26 protein-coding genes are annotated in these 22,167 nt (G+C 46.3%); 1 reads left to right on the top strand and 25 read right to left on the bottom strand.

All coding sequences use genetic code 11. The annotated features are described in order from the left end of the window. Positions 1-12: 12 nt before the first annotated feature. The 13 genes from ispG to dprA form a co-directional block, all read right to left on the bottom strand. The gene (ispG, locus tag J0B03_RS01005) at positions 13-1,080 is read right to left on the bottom strand and encodes a flavodoxin-dependent (E)-4-hydroxy-3-methylbut-2-enyl-diphosphate synthase (RefSeq protein WP_207300041.1); all 1,068 of its coding nucleotides are present in this window, start codon (positions 1,078-1,080) and stop codon (positions 13-15) included. 34 nt (positions 1,081-1,114) lie between these two features. Next, complete coding sequence (gene rseP, locus J0B03_RS01010) at positions 1,115-2,119, bottom strand: RIP metalloprotease RseP (protein WP_207300042.1); 1,005 nt, start codon at positions 2,117-2,119, stop codon at positions 1,115-1,117. Between the two features lie 17 nt (positions 2,120-2,136). Continuing rightward, positions 2,137-2,931: a phosphatidate cytidylyltransferase gene (locus J0B03_RS01015; RefSeq protein WP_207300043.1), complete on the bottom strand. Its 795-nt coding sequence runs from the start codon at positions 2,929-2,931 to the stop codon at positions 2,137-2,139. Beyond that, positions 2,931-3,644 carry an undecaprenyl pyrophosphate synthase gene (uppS, locus tag J0B03_RS01020; RefSeq protein WP_207300044.1) on the bottom strand — a complete coding sequence of 238 codons (714 nt, stop codon included), beginning with the start codon at positions 3,642-3,644 and terminating at the stop codon, positions 2,931-2,933. The genes J0B03_RS01015 and uppS overlap by 1 nt, the downstream gene beginning before the upstream one ends. 98 nt (positions 3,645-3,742) lie before the next feature. After that, positions 3,743-4,300 carry a ribosome recycling factor gene (frr, locus tag J0B03_RS01025; protein WP_207300045.1) on the bottom strand — a complete coding sequence of 186 codons (558 nt, stop codon included), beginning with the start codon at positions 4,298-4,300 and terminating at the stop codon, positions 3,743-3,745. After that, positions 4,297-5,013, bottom strand: a complete 717-nt coding sequence (gene pyrH, locus J0B03_RS01030; RefSeq protein WP_207300046.1) for a UMP kinase — start codon at positions 5,011-5,013, stop codon at positions 4,297-4,299. Before pyrH ends, frr begins: the two co-directional genes overlap by 4 nt. A 109-nt stretch (positions 5,014-5,122) precedes the next feature. After that, on the bottom strand, positions 5,123-5,770 hold the full coding sequence (tsf, locus tag J0B03_RS01035) for a translation elongation factor Ts (RefSeq protein ID WP_207300047.1): 648 nt from the start codon (positions 5,768-5,770) through the stop codon (positions 5,123-5,125). 97 nt (positions 5,771-5,867) lie between these two features. Then, positions 5,868-6,608 (bottom strand): 30S ribosomal protein S2, encoded by a 741-nt coding sequence (gene rpsB / locus J0B03_RS01040; RefSeq protein ID WP_207300048.1) that lies wholly within the window; start codon positions 6,606-6,608, stop codon positions 5,868-5,870. Between the two features lie 144 nt (positions 6,609-6,752). Beyond that, positions 6,753-7,541, bottom strand: coding sequence for a GTP-sensing pleiotropic transcriptional regulator CodY (gene codY / locus J0B03_RS01045; RefSeq protein WP_207300049.1), 789 nt, complete (start codon positions 7,539-7,541; stop codon positions 6,753-6,755). Positions 7,542-7,552: 11 nt separating this feature from the next. Next, on the bottom strand, positions 7,553-8,959 hold the full coding sequence (hslU, locus tag J0B03_RS01050; RefSeq protein ID WP_207300050.1) for an ATP-dependent protease ATPase subunit HslU: 1,407 nt from the start codon (positions 8,957-8,959) through the stop codon (positions 7,553-7,555). Next, positions 8,956-9,504: an ATP-dependent protease subunit HslV gene (gene hslV, locus J0B03_RS01055; RefSeq protein ID WP_207300051.1), complete on the bottom strand. Its 549-nt coding sequence runs from the start codon at positions 9,502-9,504 to the stop codon at positions 8,956-8,958. The genes hslU and hslV overlap by 4 nt, the downstream gene beginning before the upstream one ends. A 160-nt stretch (positions 9,505-9,664) precedes the next feature. Further along, positions 9,665-11,764 carry a type I DNA topoisomerase gene (topA, locus tag J0B03_RS01060; protein WP_207300052.1) on the bottom strand — a complete coding sequence of 700 codons (2,100 nt, stop codon included), beginning with the start codon at positions 11,762-11,764 and terminating at the stop codon, positions 9,665-9,667. Positions 11,765-11,845: 81 nt separating this feature from the next. Continuing rightward, positions 11,846-12,910, bottom strand: a complete 1,065-nt coding sequence (gene dprA / locus J0B03_RS01065) for a DNA-processing protein DprA (protein ID WP_207300053.1) — start codon at positions 12,908-12,910, stop codon at positions 11,846-11,848. A gap of 152 nt (positions 12,911-13,062) precedes the next feature. On the opposite strand from dprA, the gene J0B03_RS01070 reads away from it, so the two are divergent. Then, on the top strand, positions 13,063-14,592 hold the full coding sequence (locus J0B03_RS01070) for a YifB family Mg chelatase-like AAA ATPase (RefSeq protein ID WP_207300054.1): 1,530 nt from the start codon (positions 13,063-13,065) through the stop codon (positions 14,590-14,592). A 29-nt stretch (positions 14,593-14,621) separates the two neighbouring features. On the opposite strand, the gene J0B03_RS01075 is transcribed toward J0B03_RS01070, so the two are convergent. From J0B03_RS01075 to ftsY, 12 genes are all read right to left on the bottom strand, one after another. Beyond that, positions 14,622-14,975 carry a YraN family protein gene (locus J0B03_RS01075; RefSeq protein WP_207300055.1) on the bottom strand — a complete coding sequence of 118 codons (354 nt, stop codon included), beginning with the start codon at positions 14,973-14,975 and terminating at the stop codon, positions 14,622-14,624. A 17-nt stretch (positions 14,976-14,992) separates the two neighbouring features. Then, positions 14,993-15,766: a ribonuclease HII gene (gene rnhB, locus J0B03_RS01080; RefSeq protein ID WP_207300056.1), complete on the bottom strand. Its 774-nt coding sequence runs from the start codon at positions 15,764-15,766 to the stop codon at positions 14,993-14,995. After that, complete coding sequence (gene ylqF, locus J0B03_RS01085) at positions 15,757-16,620, bottom strand: ribosome biogenesis GTPase YlqF (protein WP_207300057.1); 864 nt, start codon at positions 16,618-16,620, stop codon at positions 15,757-15,759. Before ylqF ends, rnhB begins: the two co-directional genes overlap by 10 nt. A gap of 8 nt (positions 16,621-16,628) precedes the next feature. Further along, positions 16,629-17,165, bottom strand: a complete 537-nt coding sequence (gene lepB, locus J0B03_RS01090; RefSeq protein ID WP_207300058.1) for a signal peptidase I — start codon at positions 17,163-17,165, stop codon at positions 16,629-16,631. Positions 17,166-17,264: 99 nt separating this feature from the next. Further along, entirely contained in the window at positions 17,265-17,606 is a 342-nt protein-coding gene (gene rplS, locus J0B03_RS01095) for a 50S ribosomal protein L19 (RefSeq protein ID WP_207300059.1), read from the bottom strand. 97 nt (positions 17,607-17,703) lie between these two features. Further along, positions 17,704-18,402, bottom strand: a complete 699-nt coding sequence (trmD, locus tag J0B03_RS01100; RefSeq protein WP_207300060.1) for a tRNA (guanosine(37)-N1)-methyltransferase TrmD — start codon at positions 18,400-18,402, stop codon at positions 17,704-17,706. Further along, the gene (rimM, locus tag J0B03_RS01105; RefSeq protein WP_207300061.1) at positions 18,399-18,908 is read right to left on the bottom strand and encodes a ribosome maturation factor RimM; all 510 of its coding nucleotides are present in this window, start codon (positions 18,906-18,908) and stop codon (positions 18,399-18,401) included. The genes trmD and rimM overlap by 4 nt, the downstream gene beginning before the upstream one ends. A 54-nt stretch (positions 18,909-18,962) precedes the next feature. Next, positions 18,963-19,193 carry a KH domain-containing protein gene (locus J0B03_RS01110; RefSeq protein ID WP_207300062.1) on the bottom strand — a complete coding sequence of 77 codons (231 nt, stop codon included), beginning with the start codon at positions 19,191-19,193 and terminating at the stop codon, positions 18,963-18,965. 22 nt (positions 19,194-19,215) lie between these two features. Next, a complete protein-coding gene (rpsP, locus tag J0B03_RS01115; protein ID WP_207300063.1) occupies positions 19,216-19,461 on the bottom strand; it encodes a 30S ribosomal protein S16 in 246 nt (81 codons plus the stop codon). 17 nt (positions 19,462-19,478) lie between these two features. After that, positions 19,479-20,813 carry a signal recognition particle protein gene (ffh, locus tag J0B03_RS01120; protein WP_207300064.1) on the bottom strand — a complete coding sequence of 445 codons (1,335 nt, stop codon included), beginning with the start codon at positions 20,811-20,813 and terminating at the stop codon, positions 19,479-19,481. A gap of 12 nt (positions 20,814-20,825) precedes the next feature. Next, positions 20,826-21,182 carry a YlxM family DNA-binding protein gene (ylxM, locus tag J0B03_RS01125; RefSeq protein ID WP_207300065.1) on the bottom strand — a complete coding sequence of 119 codons (357 nt, stop codon included), beginning with the start codon at positions 21,180-21,182 and terminating at the stop codon, positions 20,826-20,828. A 73-nt stretch (positions 21,183-21,255) separates the two neighbouring features. Further along, entirely contained in the window at positions 21,256-22,164 is a 909-nt protein-coding gene (ftsY, locus tag J0B03_RS01130) for a signal recognition particle-docking protein FtsY (protein ID WP_207300066.1), read from the bottom strand. Positions 22,165-22,167: the final 3 nt, after the last annotated feature.

A 22,167-nucleotide genomic window follows, 5' to 3' on the forward strand; every position in this document is an offset into this window, starting at 1 on the left:
GATTAATCTTCATTATTCGGACTTGAATGCGTTGATTTCTTCGATTAGTTCTTCCATGATGCGTTCTTCCGGTATGCTGCGTACAACAACGCCTTTTTTAAATAAAATGGCTTTGCCGTCCCCTCCGGCAATACCGATGTCTGCATCCCTTGCTTCACCCGGTCCATTGACAGCACATCCCATAATGGCGACTTTTACTTTTTTGTTGATCCCCGCTGTTACTCTTTCCACATCTTTTGCCAATTTGATCAAGTCGATCTTGCATCGTGCACAAGTAGGACAAGAGACGAATTCGATATCCGGTTTGTTGTAAAGATCAAGGGACTTGAGCACTTCCTTGGCAACGCTGATCTCGTCCACCGTATCAGAAGTCAAGGAGACCCGAAGGGTATCCCCGATGCCCATGTTTAAAATGATCCCCAGACCAACGGAAGACTTGACGGTCCCCCGAAAGGAGGTTCCCGCTTCCGTGATCCCAATATGGGTGGGATAATCGTATTCTTCAGCAAAAAGTCGATAAGATTCTACACTGGTTTTCACGTCGGAAGCTTTGATGGAAACAATGATGTCCGTGAAGTCCATGTCTTCCAATATTCGGATATGTTCCCTGGCGCTTTCCATCAATACCCTTGCATCGACTTTCCCCTGGTATTTATCCAACAATTCTTTTCCTACGGAACCAGCATTTACCCCGATCCGTATGGGAACCTTTCGCTCTTTTGCTTCTTTGACAACTTCCATGACCCGCTCCCGGCTGCCGATATTCCCCGGATTGATGCGAAGCTTGTCCACTCCTGCCTGAAGGGAGGCAATGGCCAACCGGTAGTCCATTTGAATATCCGCCACAAGGGGTACGGTCACTCGTTTTTTTATTTCTTTCAATGCCAAAGCACTGTCCAGGTCCGGGATCGCCACCCGGACGATATCGCAGCCCGCTTCTACAAAGGTGCGGATCTGCCCTACGGTAGCTGCTACGTCCCTGGTATCGGTAGTGGTCATGCTTTGTATGGCTATGGGATTCCCATTCCCTATTTTTAAATTCCCAATGGAAATTTCTTTCGTTTGGTATCGGGTGTTCAACTCATCACCTCATCATTGATATTCGTTCATAGTACTAGTTTAACCTTAAAATATCATTATACGCAATAAAAATTGCCAAAATCATCAATAAAGCAAAACCGATGAGATGGATCATGCCTTCCTTTTCCGGATTCACCGGAGATCCTTTGATCCATTCGATAAATATGAATATGATCCGGCTTCCATCCAAAGCCGGTATGGGCAACAGATTGAAAATGGCAAGATTCAAGCTGATGACTGCCGCCAGGTTCATCAACGCCACTGCACCATATTGTGCCGTTTCTCCCACGACGGAGACGATGCCGATAGGCCCCATTAAATCGTCTGTGGAAGCCCGTCCCGTGACCAACTGGCCGATGGTGTCCACCATCATGACGGCGTAAAGAACCGTCTGTCGTACCCCTTCTCCAATGGAAGAGAAAAACCCGCTTTCTCTTGCCGGTGCGACTCCGATGCGATAACGCCCGGATCCCTCATCGTAACGTGATGTGATCTGCGCGGAAAAATGGGTCTCTTCCCGCTGGTAGACCACATTATAGGTTTCTTCTTTGTCGTCGGAGATGCTGGCATTGATCTCATCCCAGGTAGATACGGTATTCCCGTCGATGGAAACGATCTGGTCTCCAGACCGGATGCCTGCTTCAAATGCCGGATAATTCGCTTCCACTTCCGCCAAAGTAGTAGTCGGTGTCCCGATCATGAAGAACACCAAGGACAACAATATCACCGTGCCAAAAATATTCATGATGGCTCCGGCGGCAAGAATGAAGATCCGGGATGATTTCCCCTTGGCATTGAAACTGCCCTCGGAAAAATCGTCTTCGTCTTCTCCCCGCATCTTGCAAAACCCGCCAATAGGTAAAGCCCGTAAAGAAAACTTGGTTCGTTTCCCTTGTCGTGCATAAACGACGGGACCCATGCCAATGGCAAATTCCAGAACGTCTACCTTGCTGATCCTGGCAGCCAGAAAATGTCCGAATTCGTGGATCACGATCAAAAATCCAAATATGAAAATCGACAAAACGATGGTTGTTAACAAAAAATCACCTCATGTGGCTATATCAATGCCATGATCATATAATAGATTGCCGGAGCTGCAAAAATCACACTGTCAAACCGATCCAGCATGCCGCCATGGCCCGGCAGCAGATTTCCGAAATCCTTGATGCCAAATTGACGCTTGATCATGGATGCGGCCAGGTCTCCCAACTGGGACACCAAACTGGCAACAAAAGCTATTATACCATACTTTGCCAAAGATAAGCCAACCCCACTGGACGCTTCAAAAAAATAACCAAAGACCATGGTCAGAAGGACTGCCGCCACTACGCCGCCAACGGATCCTTCCACGGATTTTTTCGGACTGATCGTCGGTGACAGCCGGTGTTTTCCAAACCGCATGCCGACAAAATAAGCAAAAGTGTCCGTTCCAAAACTGATGATGAAGATCAGCCAGATCAGCATGTTTCCATGATCCATTTGATCCAGCAGCAGCAGATGTCCCAGAAAAAAAGGAATATACAGTAGCCCGTATACACCAAATACCGTATTGAAGATGTTCACATTCCCTTTGAATACATCCCTGCCGACCAATAATGCAACCGACAAAACCAACAGGCCAAAAACCCATTGGGCGTCGAAATAAAATGCCGCCAACATCAATAGACCCAAGAGGATCTCCAACCAAAAATTCATGGAAATATCGTAATTTCCGTTTACAGATTTCACATACTCGTAAAGGGCCATGGATGCGACCAGACTGATAGCCGCGTACAAGACCGGTCCTCCCAGTATGATCACTGCAGCAAGCACCGGTATGCCTATTATTCCCGTCCATATCCTTTTGCTCATCATACCCCTCCAAATCGCCTTTTACGGCTGCAATAGTCATCCAACGCTTCTTTGAAAACTTCTTCTGTAAAATCCGGCCACAACACGGATGTGAACCACAACTCCGAGTAGGCGCATTGCCAGATCAGAAAGTTGCTAAGACGTAATTCGCCGCTGGTTCGAATGATCAGATCCGGGTCGGGTATGTCTTTTGTATAGAGAGATTTCTGCAAAACTCTCTCATCGATCTCTTCCGGTTGAAGTTGTCCCTCTTTCACCTTTTCTGCCAGGGATCGAACAGCATCCAACACTTCCAGACGCCCTCCATAGTTTACAGCCACGTTGAGGATCATCCCTTTGTTGTCTTTCGTCAGTGTTTCCGCTTCTTCGATCAGGTGGACCAATGACGGCGCCAGAACATCCCGTCGGCCGATGATGCACAAGCGGACTTGGTTTTCATGCAAGCTTTGGACTTCTTTTTTCAAATAATCGCCAAAGAGCTTCATCAACCCGTTTACTTCCGCTTTTGGTCTCTTCCAATTTTCTGTAGAAAAAGCATACAAGGTCAACACCTTGATCCCCCATTGGGATGCAAGTGTCACCACATTTCGAATGGTTTCAACTCCGGCCTTGTGCCCGTATAACCTCGGTTTATTTTTTGATTTTGCCCATCTGCCGTTGCCATCCATAATAATGGCCACATGAGCCGGCAGGGTTTTCCAATCCGTTTTCATGGATGACCTCCCTGTTGTTCTTGATGTGTCCTGATGATTTTCATGTAAAGATATTATATAACAGATGGAAGAGAAAAACACCCATGCGGGTGTTTTTTCTATACTTCCATAATCTCGTCGTTTTTCAAGGCCACCACATCATCGACTTTTTTAGTTTCGTCATCCGTCATCTTTTGGATCTCTGTCTCCGCATGCTTTAGTTCATCTTCCGTGATCATGCTTTCCTTTTCCAGGTCCTTCAGATCTTGAATGGCATGCCGCCGTATATTTCGTATGGCCACTTTGGCGTCTTCTCCAAACTTTTTCGCCATTTTTGACAGTTCTTTACGACGTTCTTCTGTCAACTGGGGCATGACGATCCGGATCACTTTACCATCGTTGCTTGGGTTGATCCCAAGATCGGATTTTTGAATGGCTTTTTCGATCATGGAAATGGCATTGGCATCCCAGGGCTGGATCAGGATCATTCGTGGTTCCGGGGCGCTGACATTGGCCATTTGATTGATGGGTGTCATGGCTCCATAATAATCCACGGTCACTCGATCCAAGATCTTGGGATTGGCTCGTCCTGCACGCAGTCCGTTCAATTCGTACTTTAGACTGGCAACCGCCTTGTCCATTTTTTCGATGGTTTCTTTTTTGATTTCCTTGATCATAAGGCATCCTCCTTCACTATGGTACCAATATTTTCGCCACAAAGAACTTTTACGATGTTTTCCGGTTGTTCCAAACCGAAAACAAGAACGGGTATGTTGTTGTCCATACAAAGAGATATGGCCGTTGAATCCATGACTTTCAATCCTCGGTTCAACACATCGATATAGCTGAGTACGTCGATCTTTTTGGCATTGGGATTGAGCTTGGGATCGCTGTCGTAGACACCATCCACTTTTTTTGCAGACAGGATGACTTCTGCGTCGATTTCAGCCGCTCGCAAAGCCGCTGTGGTATCCGTGGAAAAATACGGATTGCCTGTTCCGGATGCAAAAATGACGATTCGTCCTTTTTCAAGATGACGCATGGCTTTTCGTCGTATGTAGGGCTCCGCCACTTCCTTCATCTCAATGGCTGTCTGGACCCGTACGGGTACGCCCATGGCCTCCAACGCATCTTGAAGGGCCAAACCATTGATGACGGTTGCCAGCATCCCCATGTAATCGGCTGTGGATCGATCGATCCCCTCTCCGTCTCTGCCTCGGAAAATATTGCCCCCTCCAACGACGATGGCGATTTCCACGCCCAAATCTTTTGCGTCTTTTATATTTTTACAGATCGAAGTTATAGTGCCGGGATCGATGCCGAATGCTTTATCTCCGGCCAATGCTTCCCCGCTGAGTTTGATGATGACGCGATTGTATTTTGGTTTCATGCCCGTACCTCCTCCATATAATATACCATTTACCCTTCATTATTTGAAGTGGTAATTTGTTTCCTTTCAAATGTGCGACAAAAAAGGACACGATTAGGTGTCCTCTTTCTTATTGGTTCATTTGCTTGGCAACTTCTTCTGCAAAATTCTCTTCTTTTTTCTCCAAACCTTCGCCCATTTGGTATCTGGTGAAACGTCGAACTTTGATGTTCTCACCGATCTTTGCGATTTTTTCGCTGACGATCTGAGCAATGGTCTTGTCTGGATCTTTGACAAAAGACTGTTCCATCAGACAAATTTCCTGATAGAATTTGCTGATTCGGCCTTCCACCATTTTTTCAACGATTTTTTCCGGTTTGCCTTCATTCAAAGCCTGTGCTTTCAATATGGCCTTTTCTTTTTCAACAACGTCATCCGGTACGTCTTCCTTGTTCAGGTAAAGGGGATTTGTTGCAGCGATGTGCATGGCGATGCCGCGAACCATGTTTTTGAAGTCGTCGGTTTTTGCCACGAAATCCGTTTCACAGTTTACTTCCACCAATACGCCGATTTTTCCACCCATGTGGATATAGGATTCAACAACACCTTCTGCAGCGATCCGGCCTGCTTTTTTTGAAGCGGCAGCCAATCCTTTTTCACGAAGAAATTCGATTGCCTTGTCCATGTTGTCGTTGTTTGCTTCCAATGCTTTTTTGCAGTCCATCATGCCTGCACCGGTTATTTGTCTCAATTCTTTTACTAATTGTGCACTTGCCATAGTACGACCTCCTTCATTTATCCGGACAATGCCTTTGCCCGTATTCTCATGAAAATGGAAGAAGGAGGGCAACTCCCCGTCTTCTTCCAGTCTCTTTCTATGCTTCGACTTCTTCTGTTTTTTCCGTTTCTGTTGTTTCCTCGGCTTCCATTTGAACGCCTTGTCTTCCTTCCAACACGGCATTTGCCATGGCTTCGGACAACAGGTTTACTGCACGGATGGCGTCGTCGTTTCCTGGAATAAGATAGTCGATCTCATCCGGGTCACAGTTGGTATCGACGATCCCGATGATCGGAATACCCAATTTTCTTGCTTCCAAAATGGCGATCCGTTCTTTTCTTGGATCTACGACAAACAATGCACCCGGCAAAGTTTTCATGTGCTTGATCCCACCCAGGAATTTTTCAAGCTTTTCCCGCTCGTTTTTCAACTGGATGACTTCTTTTTTCGGCAATACATCAAATGTTCCGTCGTTTTCCATTTCTTCCAACTTGTGCAATCGCTTGATCCGCTTGCTGATGGTTTCGAAGTTGGTCAATGTTCCTCCCAACCATCGATGGTTCACGTAAAAGCTTTCACTTCTTGTTGCGTGATTTTTGATGGCATCTTGTGCCTGTTTTTTGGTTCCGACGAAAAGGATCTCTTTTCCCTCTTCCACCAATTCACGAACAAATTCATAAGCTTTGTCGATCAAACCTACCGTCTGTTGCAAGTCGATGATGTAGATCCCGTTTCGCTCGGTAAAGATATACGGAGCCATCTTGGGGTTCCATCTTCTTGTTTGGTGTCCAAAATGTACACCTGCTTCCAGCAATTGTTTCATTGATACATAAGACATTGCTACACCTCCTCTGGTTTTTCCTCCATCTTTTTCGACTGAAAACCCCACCCGTTGGGCACCTGGGCTTTCATCCAAAGATGTGTGTTTTGTGCGCAATGATTAGTTTACCATAGGCGCAGTGCTTTATCAATTCTTTTCTTCTTATTTTTCGTTGTTTTTTTCCAGTTCATCGGTCAGTTTGGGATTGAGTACGCGAATGAAAGTACCTTTCATACCCAAAGACCGTGTTTCGATAACACCGGCACTTTCAAGCTTGCGCAAGGCATTGACGATGACGCTTCGTGTGATCCCGACCCGATCGGCGATCTTGCTGGCCACCAACAAGCCTTCGTCTCCGTCCAGTTCGCGGAAGATATGGTTCACCGCTTCCATCTCGGAGTAGGACAAGGTACCTATGGCCATTTGCACCACATTCTTTTCCCTTGCTTCCCTTTCCAGCGTTAAATTTTTCAAACGCATCATTTCCATTCCAACCACTGTAGCAGATACTTCTCCAAGGATGAGGTCCTGGGTGGTGAATTCCTTCCCAAACCGGGCCAAGACCAAAGTCCCCAAGCGTTCACCGGCACCATTGATGGGCACAAATGTGGAATATCTGTTCTTGAAGAGACATTCCTCGCTGTGATCGTAAACGCAGCAAGGGTCGTCATCGATCCGATTGGAGATGGTTTCCTTGATCTCCCCTAATTCTTTGCTGAACTCCTCCGGAAATTTGGTTCCCTGTTCCTGCAGGGTCTTGATGTTCAATTCACATTCAAAATCCTTAAAAAACGAATATCCAAGCAGATCCCCATCATTGCTGGCTATATAGACATTGCAGCTCATCACTTCATTGAGAGTGTTGCTCAAATTTGAAAAGGGGCGCTCCGTTCCTCTTGGATCCTGCAATACCTTGTTTACTTTTCTTATTTTTTCCAATAAGGTCAACATGCTTTTCTCCCTTATAAAATGTATTTTTTTAGATCTCGTTCTTTTTCTTGTGCCGCAAATATTCGTTCCACATATGTCCGGTCGATTTGAAAGGATTCCTGATCGTAATCCGGAGCGTGGTATGATATTTCTTCCATCAGGGTCTCGATGACGGTATGAAGTCGTCTTGCACCGATGTTTTCCTGCTGCTCGTTCATATACACTGCTACGTCGGCGATCTTCTCGATGGCCTCCTCGGAAAACTCCAGTCTTACTCCTTCCGTTTCCAAAAGCAGTTGATATTGTTTGATGATGGCGTTCTCCGGCTGGGTCAAAATCTTGATGAAATCCTCTGCATAGAGACTGTCCAGTTTCACCGTGACAGGGAACCGGCCCTGAAGTTCCGGTATCAGGTCCGACACCTTGCTGACGTGAAAGGCACCGGCTCCGATAAAGAGGATGTGGTCTGTATTTACGGGTCCATACTTGGTGTTGACGGTGGAACCTTCCACGATGGGAAGAATGTCCCGTTGAACTCCTTCTCTGGAAACATCCGCTCCAGACCGGTTAGCGCCTCCTGCAATTTTATCGATCTCATCCAGGAACACGATGCCGTTTTGCTCGGCTTCCCGAAGACCTTCCGTGATGACCGCATCCATGTCGATAAGATCCTGGGCTTCCTGCTGGACCAAAATTTCACGGGCTTCCTTCACGGACACTTTTCGTTTCTTCATTTTTTTGGGGATCAAGCCCCCAAACAGGTCGCTCATATTGAAGGAAGAATCGTCCCCGGGCATGCCTCCCCCCATCATGGCCATAGGAGCAGATGCAGAATCCTCTACTTCCACTTCCACCATGGTCTCTTCCAGGTCCCCCCGGTCCAAAGCTGCAGTGATTCGTTCCCGTTTTTGGAGCATGCCTTCTTCTTCTTCTGCATTGGTTTCTTCCTTTGGAGTATCTTCAGATGGTTTATTGTTTTGAAACAAATAGTCGAATGGTGTTTTCAGTTTTTTCCCTTGTCCCGGGCCTGGAGCCAGCAGATCGATCAGTCGCTGTCTGGCATTTGTTTCCGCCTTGTCGAGAACCTGTTCCATGTGGTTTTCTTTGACGTTTCGAATGGAAACGTTGACCAGATCCCGAATGATGGATTCAACGTCTCTTCCCACGTATCCTACTTCCGTAAATTTGGTGGCCTCCACTTTGACAAATGGAGCATCTACCAGTTTGGCCAGTCTTCTGGCGATCTCCGTTTTCCCAACACCGGTAGGACCCATCAATATGATGTTTTTGGGTGTGATCTCACTTTGGATCTCATCCGGCAATTTTGATCGCCGATATCGGTTGCGAAGGGCGACAGCCACCTTTTTTTTCGCTTCCTGTTGTCCGATGATGTACCGGTCCAGTTGGGCTACGATATCCCTGGGGGTTCGATTCGTCATAACGGCTTCACCTCCTCCAACAATTCCACGTGTACGTTTTCATTGGTATATACACAGATCCGTGCCGCTATGGCCAAAGATTTTCTGGCGATCTCTTCCGCAGAAAGCGTCTCTTGTTCAATAAGTGCCAATCCTGCAGACAGGGCATAATTGCCTCCAGAACCGATGGCTGCAACTTGTTCATCCGGCTCGATGACTTCTCCGCTGCCGGAGATCAACAACAGGTTGTCTCGGTCCATGACCAGAAGCAATGCCTCCAAATTTCGTAGTATTTTGTCGCTTCTCCATTCCTTGGCCAATTCGACAGCGGCTCGCTGCAGGTTCCCGCTGAACTGGTCCAGATACGCTTCGAATTTGTCACTTAGCGTAAACGCATCTGCAACGGATCCGGCAAACCCGACCATTACTTCGTCATTGTATATTTTCTTTACTTTTTTTGCCTTGTTTTTCATGATGGTGCTTTCTCCGAAGGTCACTTGGCCGTCGCCGGCCATGGCAGCCTGACCACCCTTTCGAACTGCTACTATCGTCGTTGCATGGTACATATCTTCACCCCATTTTCCCTTGTTTGAAAATTTTGATGGAACAATTCAAGAGTAACACAGCCGTCTTTTTAATTCAATTTATTTTTCAGAATATTTTGTTATTTAAAACAATTTAAAGAAACAAGAAAATCCTGGGGTTTCCCCCAGGAAGAGATCGTTGTTATTCCTTTTTCTTGACAAAGTCACACTCGTCATTGGAGCAATAGATCTTTGTCATTTTACTGTAGCCCTTTTGCAAAAGCAAAGAAGAACATTTTGGACACTTTTCATCTTTTACCGGCTTGTCCCATACCATGAAATTGCAGTCCGGGTAATTGGTACATCCGTAAAAGATCCGGCCCTTTTTTGACTTTTTCTGTACGATGCTTCCGTCTTCACATTCCGGACATGGGATCCCCAGATCTTCCACGATAGTCTTTGTGTTTCGACATTCCGGGAAACCGGGACATGCCAGAAACTTTCCATACCGGCCGTTTTTGATGACCATCATCCGGCCGCATTTATCACATTGGACATCGGATACCGGATCTTCAATGACGATTTTTTCCATCACTTTTTCCGCATGCTTCAGGTCTTTTTCGAAATCCTTGTAAAAATGGCCGATGATTTCCTGCCAACGGGTCCCTCCGTCGGCGATCTTATCCAAGGTAGCCTCCATATCCGCTGTAAAATCATAATCCACGATGCTCTTGAAATACTCCTCCATCAGCTCCGTGATCATGATGCCCAATTCTGTGGGCTGGAATTTCTTGTCGACGCTTTCCACATAACCTCGAGCACGTATGGTTTGGATCGTTGGAGAGTAGGTGGACGGGCGCCCGATCCCTTTTTCTTCCATGGTCTTTACCAAAGTTGCTTCCGTATATCTGGGTGGTGGTTGGGTAAATTTCTGTTCCTTGTCGAATTTCTTCATATATAAAGGATCGTTTGCTGCCAGCTCCGGTATTTTTCCTTTGCTTTTTGATCCTTCCGCTTCATCTTCTTCGTCCTCTCCCAAATCATAGGTCTTCATGAATCCCTTGAAAACCAATTGAGAATCTGACGCCTTGAATCCATAAATGTCGCACTGCATGTCTACAGAGGTGGTATCATAGACCCCGTTGGCCATCTGGCTGGCCACAAATCGATCCCAGATCAACTTATAGAGACGATACTGGTCTCTTTTTAGAGAATCCTTCACCGTTCGAGGATCCAGCATGACGTCGGTGGCTCGAATGGCTTCGTGGGCGTCCTGTATGTTTTTCCCCTTGTTCTTTACGGCGGCGCCTCCCAGATACTCCTTGCCAAAAGTCTGTTCGATGTAGTTTCTCGCCTGATTTCTCGCTTCATCGGAGATTCGGATGGAATCGGTTCGCATATATGTGATCAAACCGATGCTGCCCCGACCGGTCACATTCAGACCTTCATACAACTGCTGGGCAATGCTCATGGTCTTTTTCGTCGTAAAATTCAATTTTTTAAAGGCTTCCTGCTGCAGGGTACTGGTGGTAAAGGGATTTGGAGGCTTTCGATTCTTTTTGCCCTTTTTCACATCCACTACCAACAACGGATGGGTTTTTACCGCTTCCAGGATCTTGTTGACTTCCTCTTCGGAAGCAATATCCTTTTTCTTTCCCTTGATCCCATGATATCTTGCTGTAAAGGTATCTCCTTGATCCTGCTGCTTGCCCACTTCCAGTTGAAGGGTCCAATACTCTTTGCTGACAAAATCCAGGATCTCTTTTTCCCGGTCTACGATCATGCGGGTTGCCACGGATTGGACACGACCTGCACTCAGTCCTTTTTTTATTTTTTTCCAAAGGAGTGGACTGATGCTGTATCCCACCAAACGGTCCAAGATCCGTCGTGCCTGCTGTGCGTCTACAAGATCTTGATGGATCTCTCGTTGATTTTTTATAGCGTTTCGCACGGCATTCTTCGTGATCTCGTGAAACTCGATCCTTCCCGACTTTTCCTTGGTCAGGTTCAGGTAATTGGCAATATGCCAGCTAATGGCTTCCCCTTCCCGGTCAGGGTCCGTTGCCAACAAGACAAGATCGGCTTTTTTTGCCTCACTTTTCATTTTCTTTAAAATATCGCCTTTTCCACGAATCGTCACGTAGCTGGGTTCGAAATCATTTTCCAGATCGATCCCCAGTTTGCTCTTCGGCAGATCTCGCACGTGTCCCATGGTGGCTTGCACGGTGTAACCTTTCGGAAGATATTTGTTTATTGTTTTCGCTTTTGCGGGAGATTCCACAATTACCAGCGTTTTTGCCATTTCATCACCTCAAATTATTTAACAGTTGTAAATTATAACAGAAAGAATGAAACTATTCAACCAAGCTCTTATCTTCCTGTCTCATGGCGCCATCATGGTGTAGCGTCCGGCACTACCTGTGATAATCCCCTTTAATTCCAAATTTGTCAAGTGAAAAAACAAATCAGAGATGGAAATTTCTGTGCTATCGATCAAAGAATCCACCGTATCCACCCCAGATCTGATCGCGTCGCAGATGGACTTTTCTTCCTTCGCCAACGCTTTCGACTCAAAGACATCCAACTTTTCCGGAATGAAAAACATGGGTGCCATGTCTTCCAAAATATCGTTGGCTTCCAAGACCATTTTCGCTCCGTCTCGAAGTAGCAGGTTGGATCCCAAGGTATTGCTGCGTTGCAGATCGCCAGGAAATGCATATACTTCCCTGCCTTGCTCCATTGCGTGTTTTGCTGTAATGAGGGACCCGCTTTTCTTTTCCGCCTCCGCCACTAAAACTCCCATGCTCAGTCCGCTGATGATTCGATTGCGCTGGGGGAAATTTCTTGGCAGCGGAGGCGTGCCAAAATCGAATTCAGAAAACACGGTGCCTCCCTCATCCAGGATGGCATCCAAGATCCTCCGGTTTTCTTTCGGATAACAATGATCCAACCCGCATCCCATGACGGCAGTCGTTTTCCCTCCCACATCCAAGGCCGCCTGATGAGCCTGTGCATCGATGCCCAAAGCCATCCCGCTGACAATGTTCAACCCGGCATATGCCAGGTCTCCTACGATCCTTCTGGTGTTCTTCCTGGCGGAAAGACTTGCTTTCCGTGCTCCAACCACGGCGAAGGTTTCATCAAAATCTTCCTCGTCATAAGTTCCCTTGTAAAGCAAGAACAAGGGCGCCTGGGGGATTTGGGATAAATGCATGGGGTAATCGTCATCCATGATGGTCATCATCGAAACTCCATGTTTTTGAAGATCTTCTAAAAACCGATCCGGCCAGCAATCGGATGGATCTTTTTTTATACCGAAAAAGCAGCCCTCCAAAAATGCATCATACACCGCTTTGGCGGTCCCATGCTCCCGCATGATCCGATACTTCTGATCCAGGGTCCAATCTTTTTGGGAGCCCAACCAACAAAGTGCCAAACGTTCGTCCATTCCACCACATCCATTTCATATTTATTATGCTAAATATGATAACACAAAAAATAATCTTTGACTAAATATTTTTTCACTATTTTCATGTTATATTTCTAAAAATAATAAATGAATATCTTATAATCCGTCGTATATTATAGTGAGGTGATATTATGTTGACTACCGTTTACAGCAGCTGCATCAAAGGTGTGCAAGGACATCCCGTTCAGGTGGAAGTGGATGTAACCAATGGTCTTCCCACTTTTGCCCTGGTAGGATTGCCGGATGCAGCCGTCAAAGAATCCAAAGACAGGGTCTATTCCGCCATAAAAAATGTCGGATATCCCTTTCCCATGCAACGCATTACCATCAATCTGGCTCCGGCAGACATCAAGAAGGAGGGGCCCATATACGACCTGCCCATTGCCTTGGGTCTTCTACAGTCCTGCAAGCTTCTTGTTCCAACGTTTGATCTGAAAAAGCACATGTTTATCGGCGAACTTTCCCTTTCGGGAAATATTGGGGCGGTCCGAGGGATCTTGCCCATGGTTTTATGCGCCAGGGATCAGGGGTTTTCCCATATAGTGGTACCAAGAGAAAATGCCTCGGAAGCCTCCATGGTGAAAGGGATCAAGGTCCTGGCGATGGCTCATTTATCAGAAGTGGCCGACTACTTGCTCGGTTCTTTTCATCCAATCCCCGTTTCCGATACGGGCAGGATCCTGTTGAATAGACAGCCAGACCCTTCCGGAGATTTCGCAGATGTACAGGGACATCATCAAGTCAAGCGGGGTTTGGAAGTGGCGGCAGCCGGTTTTCACAACGTGTTGATGATCGGGCCGCCTGGATCTGGAAAGACAATGCTGGCAAAACAATTCCCCACCATCCTTCCTCCCCTCACTATGGAAGAAGCCCTGGAAGTGACGAAACTCCACTCCATCGCAGGAGCTTTGCCCCTGGGCACACTTATGACACAACGACCTTTTCGCAGTCCCCATCATACCATCACCAAATCAGGATTGGCCGGCGGCGGTGCCGTGCCGAGACCTGGTGAGATCACACTTGCACATTTAGGTGTATTGTTCCTGGATGAAATGAGTGAATTCAACCGAGCTTGCCTGGAGATCCTTCGCCAACCATTGGAGGACAAGTGCATACATTTGACTAGGGGAAACATCCAAACCACCTTTCCTTCCTTCTTTTTGCTGATTGGATCCATCAATCCCTGTCCTTGCGGCTACTTCGGGGATGAGATCCATCCCTGCACCTGCACCGACCGGCAACGACACCAATATCGCCAAAAAATATCCGGACCTCTTTTGGACCGGATGGACATTCAAATGGAAGTTCGTAGCATGGATTACGAAGACATGGTTCAAAAAAAGTCGGTGCCGGATTCTTCGACCATCCGTAAAAAAGTGGAAGTTGCCAGACAGATCCAACTGGATCGCTTTTCAAAAGAATCTTACGGATACAACGCTTTGATCCCGGCAGGAGACATCGATCGGTTTTGCAGCGCCTCCCCTTCTGCGACACACCTGCTGGAGATCGCATTCCGACGATTTAAAATGAGTGGCAGAAGCTATCATCGCCTGCTGCGCATGGCCAGGACCATCGCCGATCTGGACGGCTCTCATCGGATCGAAGAAGGACATATGGCGCAAAGTCTTCAGTACCGGCGGATGGACCGGGAACTGCTTTAAAAAAACCTCGCCTAAGCGAGGTTCTTGCACTAAAACATTTGATATGGGAAGGCATTTTCAATGTGATGGATGCCTTCTTTTTCCACTTCCACCACATCAAATCGTACATTCATTTCTACGGATCCGTACTTTGTCAGGTAGAACATGGCGGTCTTTTGGATGTGACGCTGTTTTTTCCACCCGACAGCTTCGCAGGGTCGTCCAAAATTTCTGTTGTTTCTTGTTTTGACTTCAATAAAAACAAGATCTTCCCCTTGGGTGGCAACAATATCCACTTCTCCATGGCGACATCGAAAATTTTGTGCCACAATGGTGTACCCTTTATTTTTTAAATACCCGCAGGCCTCTTCTTCTCCTGCTTTGCCGATTTTGATCCGGTCCATGATCCACCATCCCTACTTTAGAGAAAATTGGTGCAAAAACTTCGTCGATGTATGGGGGACAAGCCATATTTTTGAATGGCTTCCACATGTTCTTTCGTTCCGTATCCCTTGTTGGAATCAAAATGATACATTGGATAGATTTCGTGGTATGCTTCCATGATACGGTCCCGATGAACCTTTGCCACAATGCTGGCTGCTGCTATGGAATAGCAACGGGCATCTCCTTTTATGATGGCTCTTTGCTCCAGATCCAGACCTTTCAACTCCATGGCATCCACCAAAATCAAATCCGGTTTTCTTTCCATTTGATCCAATGCCAGATGCATGCTTTTTTTTGTCGCTTGAAGAATATTGATGCGGTCTATTTCTGTATTTTCCACCAACCCGATCCCAACGGATAGGGCATTTTTCAACAATGTCTCGTAGAGTTTTTCCCGGGTGGTTTCGTTGAGTTTTTTCGAGTCATTGACTTTTTCCACCATGGAATCTTCCGGCAATAGGATGGCGCAACTGACAACGGGTCCCGCAAGGGGTCCTCGACCGACCTCATCCATTCCTCCCACCAGACGAAACCCATGGGTGCGGAAATTTTCTTCCATCTTTTTCATTTCCAACAGCCTGTCCGCTTCCAGTCGGGCACTTTTAATACGATGCTCCAACGTGTTGGCGATTTGCCGGACACCGGCCCGTTCATCCAAAGACAAGGTTTCGATCCAGGACGGATATTCGCCCGGATCGACGGATTCCATCAGCTCCTTGATCTCTTTGATCGATTTTTGACTTATTCCCATGTGAAATCCTCCGGTTTTTCAAAGGATACATTGGCGAAAATGTTCTTTTTCATTTCATCCATCAGCATCGCGGAAGTTCTGGCGTAATCTACTTCGCCACCTTTTGAAAGGAGCATTCGCTTTCTGGCAATGGTTTCCATCACTTCGAGATCGGTACTCTCCTTCTGCGGAGAAACTCCATAACGATCTTTCAACTCTTCCAGGTAATTTTGTCGCAAAAAGCCGATCAGGCGAAGTGCCGCCTCCTCCCGGTCATAGATGGTGTCCTTGATGGACCCGATCCATGCAAGTTTCAATCCTATGGCATCATCTTCAAATTTCGGCCATAAAATACCCGGTGTATCCAACAAGAGAACGTCTTTTCCGACTTTGATCCATTGATTGGCCTTTGTGACTCCAGGTTTGTTTCCTGTTTTTGCCGTCGCTTTTCCGCTGATCGCATTGATCAATGTGGATTTCCCCACATTGGGAATGCCCAGGACCAGACAACGGATTTGCCGGTTCATTCGCCCTTTTTTCCGATCTCGTTCCAGCTTGGGTTCCATGACCTTCTTGATAGCGGCCACCAGATCCTTGATCCCTTTTCCTGCAAGAGAATTGACAAAAACATAAGGCTGCCCCATTTTTTTGTAATGAGCCTCCCAAAGTTTATTGACTGCAGGATCTGCCAGATCTGCCTTGTTCAAGACCACGATTTTTTTCTTGCTGCCCAGCAGTTGATCGACTTCAGGGTTTGTGCTGCTTACAGGGACCCTGGCGTCCACCAGCTCCACTGCCAGGTCGATCAATTTTAAACTTTCCCTAATTTCCCGTTTGGCCTTGGCCATATGACCGGGGTACCATTGAATATCCATTTTTACACCTACTCTATTCTTCCCAATCGGTCAAAGGGATAGATCCGAAGAAATACTTTGCCCACGATGTCGTCTTTTTTAATGAAACCCACATCGGCAAACCGACTGTCCCTGCTGTTGTCCCGGTTGTCTCCGAGAACAAAATACATGCCTTCAGGCACGGTGGAGGCCGGATAATCGGCATATGTGGATCCATCGGTATATGTTTCTTCCACGGCCGAGCCATTGACATAAAGTACGCTGTCTTTGATTTCCACCGTGTCTCCCCCCACTCCAACTACTCTTTTGACAAACTCCACTCCTTGGGAATAGTGAAGGATGATGATCTCATTGACGTCCGGTTCCTGAAAATAGTATTGCACTTTTGCTACGACCAGGCGGTCCCCATCGTTCAATGTAGGGTTCATGGAACTGCCCTCCACCAAAACAAATTCAAATATGAAAAGTTTTATAAACAAAGCCAATACGATGGCAATGACCGCCGACTCCAGCCATTCTCGCCATTCGCTTTTTTGTTTTTTCAATTTGACACCTTCATTGTCCATGGTTGCTCATCTCCGTATTGTTGCTTGTAGTACTCGTTTATTATACCTTTTTTTCGAATCAAAGTATACAAAACGGGACTGTTGACCAGTCCCGTTCGATTACATTTTTTCTTTGATTTTGGCCGATTTGCCAACACGCTCTCGCAAGTAGAACAGTTTTGCTCGTCGAACCTTACCTTTTCTAGATACTTCGATTTTTTCCACTCTTGGGGAATGCAGGGGGAAAGTTCTTTCCACACCAACTCCAGAAGAGATCTTTCGCACCGTGAAGGTTTCACGAATGCCTCCGTTTTGCCGCTTCATGACAGTTCCCTCGAAAATCTGGATCCGTTCTCGTTTACCTTCCACTACTTTCACGTGAACTTTAACGGTATCACCAACATTAAAGGTCGGTACTTCTTGTTTCAATTGCTCTCGTTCAATTTCTCTTAAAATGTTCATGTTTTACCTCCTCTCTTTTTGGACGTTCATGCCTTTAGCAGAGGACCGCCTGAGATAACTTCAATATTATAACACAAAGATATTGCGTACACAATATTTATTCTTTTCCTTTTTCATACTTTTCATACAAGTCCGGTCGTTTCTCCCTTGTTTCCTCCAAGGATCGTTGATGACGCCATTGGTCGATATCCTTGTGATTGCCTCCCAATAGCACTTCCGGAACAGGAATCCCTTCGTATTCTCTCGGCCTGGTGTATTGGGGATACTCCAGAAGATGACTGGAAAATGATTCGTTGTCTGCACTTTCTGCATTGCCCAATACCCCATCCAGCAACCTGGATACAGAATCCACCAGGGCCATTGCCGGGATCTCTCCTCCCGTCAAAACGTAGTCTCCCATGGACAACTCCATATCGACAAAGAGATCCAGCACCCGCTGGTCCACCCCTTCGTAATGGCCGCAAAGAAGGATAAGGTCTTGACGTGTTGCTGCAAGGTCAATGCAGATCTGCTGATCGTATACTTTTCCTTTCGGTGTAAAGTAGATCACTTTCCCGTTTTGGACCCTGTTCTTTGCTTCCTTGATGGCATCGGCAATGGGTTGGGGCGTCATGACCATGCCAGGTCCCCCTCCAAAAGGATAATCATCCGTCTTTTTATGTTTGTTCTCGGAAAAATCTCGAATATTGAGTACTTCCACTTCCACACAGCCTTTATCCATGGCTCTTTTGACGATACTGGTATCCAGGAAACCTTGAAATATTTCCGGCACAACACTCAATATGACGAATTTCATAGATCTCTCAATCCTTCCGGCACAAACACATCCATTCGATTGGCTTCCAAATCCACGTTCAAAATATTTTCCTTGGTAGCAGGGAGCATCAGATCCTTTTGTTCTTCTTCAATGATGTACAAGTCGGCAGCTCCATGCTGCAGCACTTCCTTCAGGCGACCGATCCTCTCTCCATTTTCAAATACGTCCATGTCAATAAGGTCTACTATGTAATACCGGTCTTCTTCCAGCTCTATGCCTTGTTCCCGCGGAATGACGATTTGTCCATTGCGGAGTTCATCCGCCTGATTTTTGCTGGTGATCCCCTCCAAGGTCAACAGGACCATGTTCTTGTGGTAGCGGACGTGTTGAATGGCATAGGTTTGTTCTTTGCCGTTCATTCGTACGGTCGCTTGCTCCAATAAGTCAAAACGGGTCATGTCGTCCGTCAGGGCCTGCACCTTCATCTCTCCGCGAACACCGTGGGGAGAGGTGATCTTTCCGATGATCAGTTTGTCTTGCTTCATGAATCCAACCTCTTTCTTCCAAGAAATAAAACAAGTCAGGTTACCCTGACTTGTTTATTGGATGATTTCCAGAATAACTTTAATGTTGTCTTTTGTAGCCGCTGCTTTGAGAACGGTTCGGATGGCTTTGGCGATCCTGCCTTGCTTGCCAATCACTTTTCCCATATCTTCAGGAGCAACATGCAATTCCAACACAATGGTATGATCTTTTGTCGTTTGGACAACTTCCACTTGTTCCGGGAAATCTACCAGGTTTTTTGCCAATACTTCTACTAATTCTTTCAAAAAGACACCTCCGGCAACTTGCTTACTCCATGATTCCATTCTTTTTGAACAATGCTTTCACCGTATCGGAAGGTTGTGCACCATCAGCCAACCATTTTTTTGCTCTTTCCTCTTCGATCTTTACTTCATTCGGTTCCGTCAACGGGTTGAAATATCCGATCTCTTCGATAAACTTGCCGTCTCTCGGAGATCTGGAATCTGCAACGACGATTCTGTAAAAAGGTTTTTTCTTTGCACCAATTCGCTTTAGTCTGATTCGTACTGCCATGTTTTCACCTCCTTTTATTACATGAATGGAAATTTCATTTTCCCATGTTTCTTATTATTTAAACCACTCAACTGCTTCATCATTTTTTTGGATTGTTCAAAGCCTTTAAGCAATTTATTAACGTCCTGTACTCGCGTTCCGGAACCTGCCGCAATTCGCTTTCGGCGGCTGGCATTGATGATGTTTGGCTGGATCCGTTCATTTTTGGTCATGGAATTGATGATCGCTTCCGATCGTGCAAATTCCTTGTCGTCAAAATCCATGCCTTTCAACGCCTTTTTGTTGGCACCGGGCATCATGTCGATGATGTCCTTGAAGGATCCCATGCTCTTCATCTGCAGCAACTGTTCCTTGAAATCTTCCAAGGTGTATGTCTGCTTGCGGAATTTATCCATTTGTTCTTTTGCTTTTTCTTCATCAAAGTCTGCCTGGGCTTTTTCGATAAAGCTCAATACGTCGCCCATACCCAATATGCGGGAGGCCATCCGATCCGGATAAAAGATCTCAAGATCCGTCAGTTTTTCGCCCATACCGGCAAATAAAATGGGCTTCCCGGTGACGGCAGACACCGATAATGCAGCACCGCCTCGTGTATCTCCATCCAATTTGGTCAATATGACACCGGTCAAGTCGATTTTTTCGTTGAAGGTTTCTGCCACTTGAACTGCTTCCTGTCCTGTCATGGCATCGATGTTGAGGACGATGTGGTCCGGAGCTACTTCTTCCTTTATTTTCGCCAGTTCTTCCATCAATGTCTCGTCGATCTGCAGACGACCGGCGGTATCGTAAAGAACCACATCAAAAAAATGCTCTCTTGCAAAACGGAAGCCGTCTTTGGCGATCTGTACCGGATCTTTGCTGGTTTCATCGGAGTATACCTCCGCATCCACCTGTTTCCCGACGACTTGCAATTGTTTGACGGCTGCCGGACGATAGACGTCACAGGCAACCAGTAAAACTTTTTTCCCGTCTTTTTTCATGTGGTTGGCCAGTTTTCCTGCCGTGGTGGTTTTTCCGGCACCTTGCAGTCCCACCAACATCAAACCGGTCAGTCCTTTGGATGCATAATCCAACTTCACCGGTTTCTCCCCAAGGAGACGGGTCATCTCGTCTTTGACGATCTTAATGACCTGCTGTCCCGGGGTCAAGCTTTTCAGCACTTCCGCTCCCATGGACCGTTCATTGATATCGGCAACAAATTTTTTGACGACCTTGAAGTTGACATCTGCTTCCAACAAGGCCAATTTTATTTCCCTGGTGGCTTCCTTTATATCTTTTTCCGTTAGTTTTCCTTTGCCGCGAAGCTTTTTGAACGTATCTTGCAGCTTCCCGCTCAATCCTTCAAATGCCATGGTAAACCTCCATTACGCTTCTTCCATCAATCGTGTCAACTGTTTTCGAACCTGCATCAAAGATCCTTTGGCGTTTTCATCGTCCATTCGGGCCATAACCTCATCCAATCCTTTTACACTATCCTGGAGGAGGGTCTGTTGTCTTTGGTATTTGTCCACCAACCCCAGTTTTTCATCAAAACTGTGCAAGAGTTCTTTGGCGCGGATCAATTGATCTCGAACACCTTGCCTGGTGATGCCCATTTTCTCTCCAATTTCGGAAAGGGAATAATTCAAGTTGTAATAGTATTCGATGGCTTCTCTTTGCTTGTCCGTCAGAAAAGACCCATAGAAGTCATACAACAGGGATATTTCCACAAACTCTTCCATTTCCTCACCTACCTGTAAAGCTTTTTACCTTTACAGTAGAATTTTAAATGAGATCGGTCCTTCTGTCAAGTCTTTATTCGAATAAAATTGCCGAAAAATCTGCCGGTTCAAAAACCTGGATATCATCCAGTCCTTCTCCCACCCCTACGTAACGTACAGGTATGTCGTACATGTATTTGATGGGGATCACGATGCCGCCTTTGGCACTGCCGTCCAGCTTGGTCAAAATAATTCCATTCAGATTGGTCACTTCGTGAAACACCTGGGCTTGATTTACCGCATTGCTTCCACTGGTGGCATCTAAAACAAGATATCGATACACGTGAAAATGTCCAGCGTTGTTTTCTATGATCTTGTTCATCTTCGCCAGTTCTTTCATCAAATTGTCTTTGTTGTGAAGACGCCCCGCCGTATCACACAGCAAAACATCCACTTGTTTTGTCTTGGCGGCCTGCAGTGCGTCATAAAGGACAGAGGAAGGGTCTGCCCCCTGGGCATTTTTGATGATAGGCACTCCTACACGTCCTGCCCAAGTTTCCAGTTGCTCTACAGCAGCGGCACGAAAAGTGTCCCCCGCAGCAAGCATGACGCTTTTGCCCTGATTTTTGAACATTTTTGCCAGTTTGGCGATGGAAGTGGTTTTTCCAACACCATTGACGCCTACGATAAGAAATACAGCCGGTGTTTCCAGCTCTTCTTTCCCCTCTTCCGTCAACATGTCCCGAACAACTCTCTTGATGGCCTTTTTGACTTCCTGTTTGTCCGTGATGTTTTCGGTGGTCATGATCTCCCGGGTCTTCTCGACGATTCGTTGCGTGCTTTCGTAACCGATGTCGGAAAGGATCAGGATCTCTTCCAGTTCTTCAAAGAAGTCTTCGTCATAAACACCGGAATAGTTGATGAGTTGATCGATTTTTCCGGAGAAGCTTTTTTTTGTTTTCTCCAGACTCTTTTTTAATTTATCAAAAATATTCTCTCCCATTGG

Origin of the sequence: Alkalibacter rhizosphaerae (genome assembly GCF_017352215.1) — a bacterium.
GTDB classification, from domain to species: Bacteria; Bacillota; Clostridia; order Eubacteriales; family Alkalibacteraceae; genus Alkalibacter; species Alkalibacter rhizosphaerae.

Bases quoted from the DNA above. Each gene is read 5' to 3' on its own strand.
- J0B03_RS01015 (WP_207300043.1), bottom strand. From the start codon at position 2,931: ATGAGCAAAAGGATATGGACGGGAATAATAGGCATACCGGTGCTTGCT.
- uppS (WP_207300044.1), bottom strand. From the start codon at position 3,644: ATGAAAACGGATTGGAAAACCCTGCCGGCTCATGTGGCCATTATTATG.
- frr (WP_207300045.1), bottom strand. From the start codon at position 4,300: ATGATCAAGGAAATCAAAAAAGAAACCATCGAAAAAATGGACAAGGCG.
- pyrH (WP_207300046.1), bottom strand. From the start codon at position 5,013: ATGAAACCAAAATACAATCGCGTCATCATCAAACTCAGCGGGGAAGCA.
- tsf (WP_207300047.1), bottom strand. From the start codon at position 5,770: ATGGCAAGTGCACAATTAGTAAAAGAATTGAGACAAATAACCGGTGCA.
- rpsB (WP_207300048.1), bottom strand. From the start codon at position 6,608: ATGTCTTATGTATCAATGAAACAATTGCTGGAAGCAGGTGTACATTTT.
- codY (WP_207300049.1), bottom strand. From the start codon at position 7,541: ATGTTGACCTTATTGGAAAAAATAAGAAAAGTAAACAAGGTATTGCAG.
- hslU (WP_207300050.1), bottom strand. From the start codon at position 8,959: ATGACGAATCGAACCCCCAGGGATATCGTAGCCCAACTGGACCGGTAC.
- hslV (WP_207300051.1), bottom strand. From the start codon at position 9,504: ATGTACCATGCAACGACGATAGTAGCAGTTCGAAAGGGTGGTCAGGCT.
- topA (WP_207300052.1), bottom strand. From the start codon at position 11,764: ATGGCAAAAACGCTGGTAATTGTGGAATCTCCCGCAAAAGCGAAAACA.
- dprA (WP_207300053.1), bottom strand. From the start codon at position 12,910: ATGGACGAACGTTTGGCACTTTGTTGGTTGGGCTCCCAAAAAGATTGG.
- J0B03_RS01070 (WP_207300054.1), top strand. From the start codon at position 13,063: ATGTTGACTACCGTTTACAGCAGCTGCATCAAAGGTGTGCAAGGACAT.
- J0B03_RS01075 (WP_207300055.1), bottom strand. From the start codon at position 14,975: ATGGACCGGATCAAAATCGGCAAAGCAGGAGAAGAAGAGGCCTGCGGG.
- rnhB (WP_207300056.1), bottom strand. From the start codon at position 15,766: ATGGGAATAAGTCAAAAATCGATCAAAGAGATCAAGGAGCTGATGGAA.
- ylqF (WP_207300057.1), bottom strand. From the start codon at position 16,620: ATGGATATTCAATGGTACCCCGGTCATATGGCCAAGGCCAAACGGGAA.
- lepB (WP_207300058.1), bottom strand. From the start codon at position 17,165: ATGGACAATGAAGGTGTCAAATTGAAAAAACAAAAAAGCGAATGGCGA.
- rplS (WP_207300059.1), bottom strand. From the start codon at position 17,606: ATGAACATTTTAAGAGAAATTGAACGAGAGCAATTGAAACAAGAAGTA.
- trmD (WP_207300060.1), bottom strand. From the start codon at position 18,402: ATGAAATTCGTCATATTGAGTGTTGTGCCGGAAATATTTCAAGGTTTC.
- rimM (WP_207300061.1), bottom strand. From the start codon at position 18,908: ATGAAGCAAGACAAACTGATCATCGGAAAGATCACCTCTCCCCACGGT.
- rpsP (WP_207300063.1), bottom strand. From the start codon at position 19,461: ATGGCAGTACGAATCAGACTAAAGCGAATTGGTGCAAAGAAAAAACCT.
- ffh (WP_207300064.1), bottom strand. From the start codon at position 20,813: ATGGCATTTGAAGGATTGAGCGGGAAGCTGCAAGATACGTTCAAAAAG.
- ylxM (WP_207300065.1), bottom strand. From the start codon at position 21,182: ATGGAAGAGTTTGTGGAAATATCCCTGTTGTATGACTTCTATGGGTCT.
- ftsY (WP_207300066.1), bottom strand. From the start codon at position 22,164: ATGGGAGAGAATATTTTTGATAAATTAAAAAAGAGTCTGGAGAAAACA.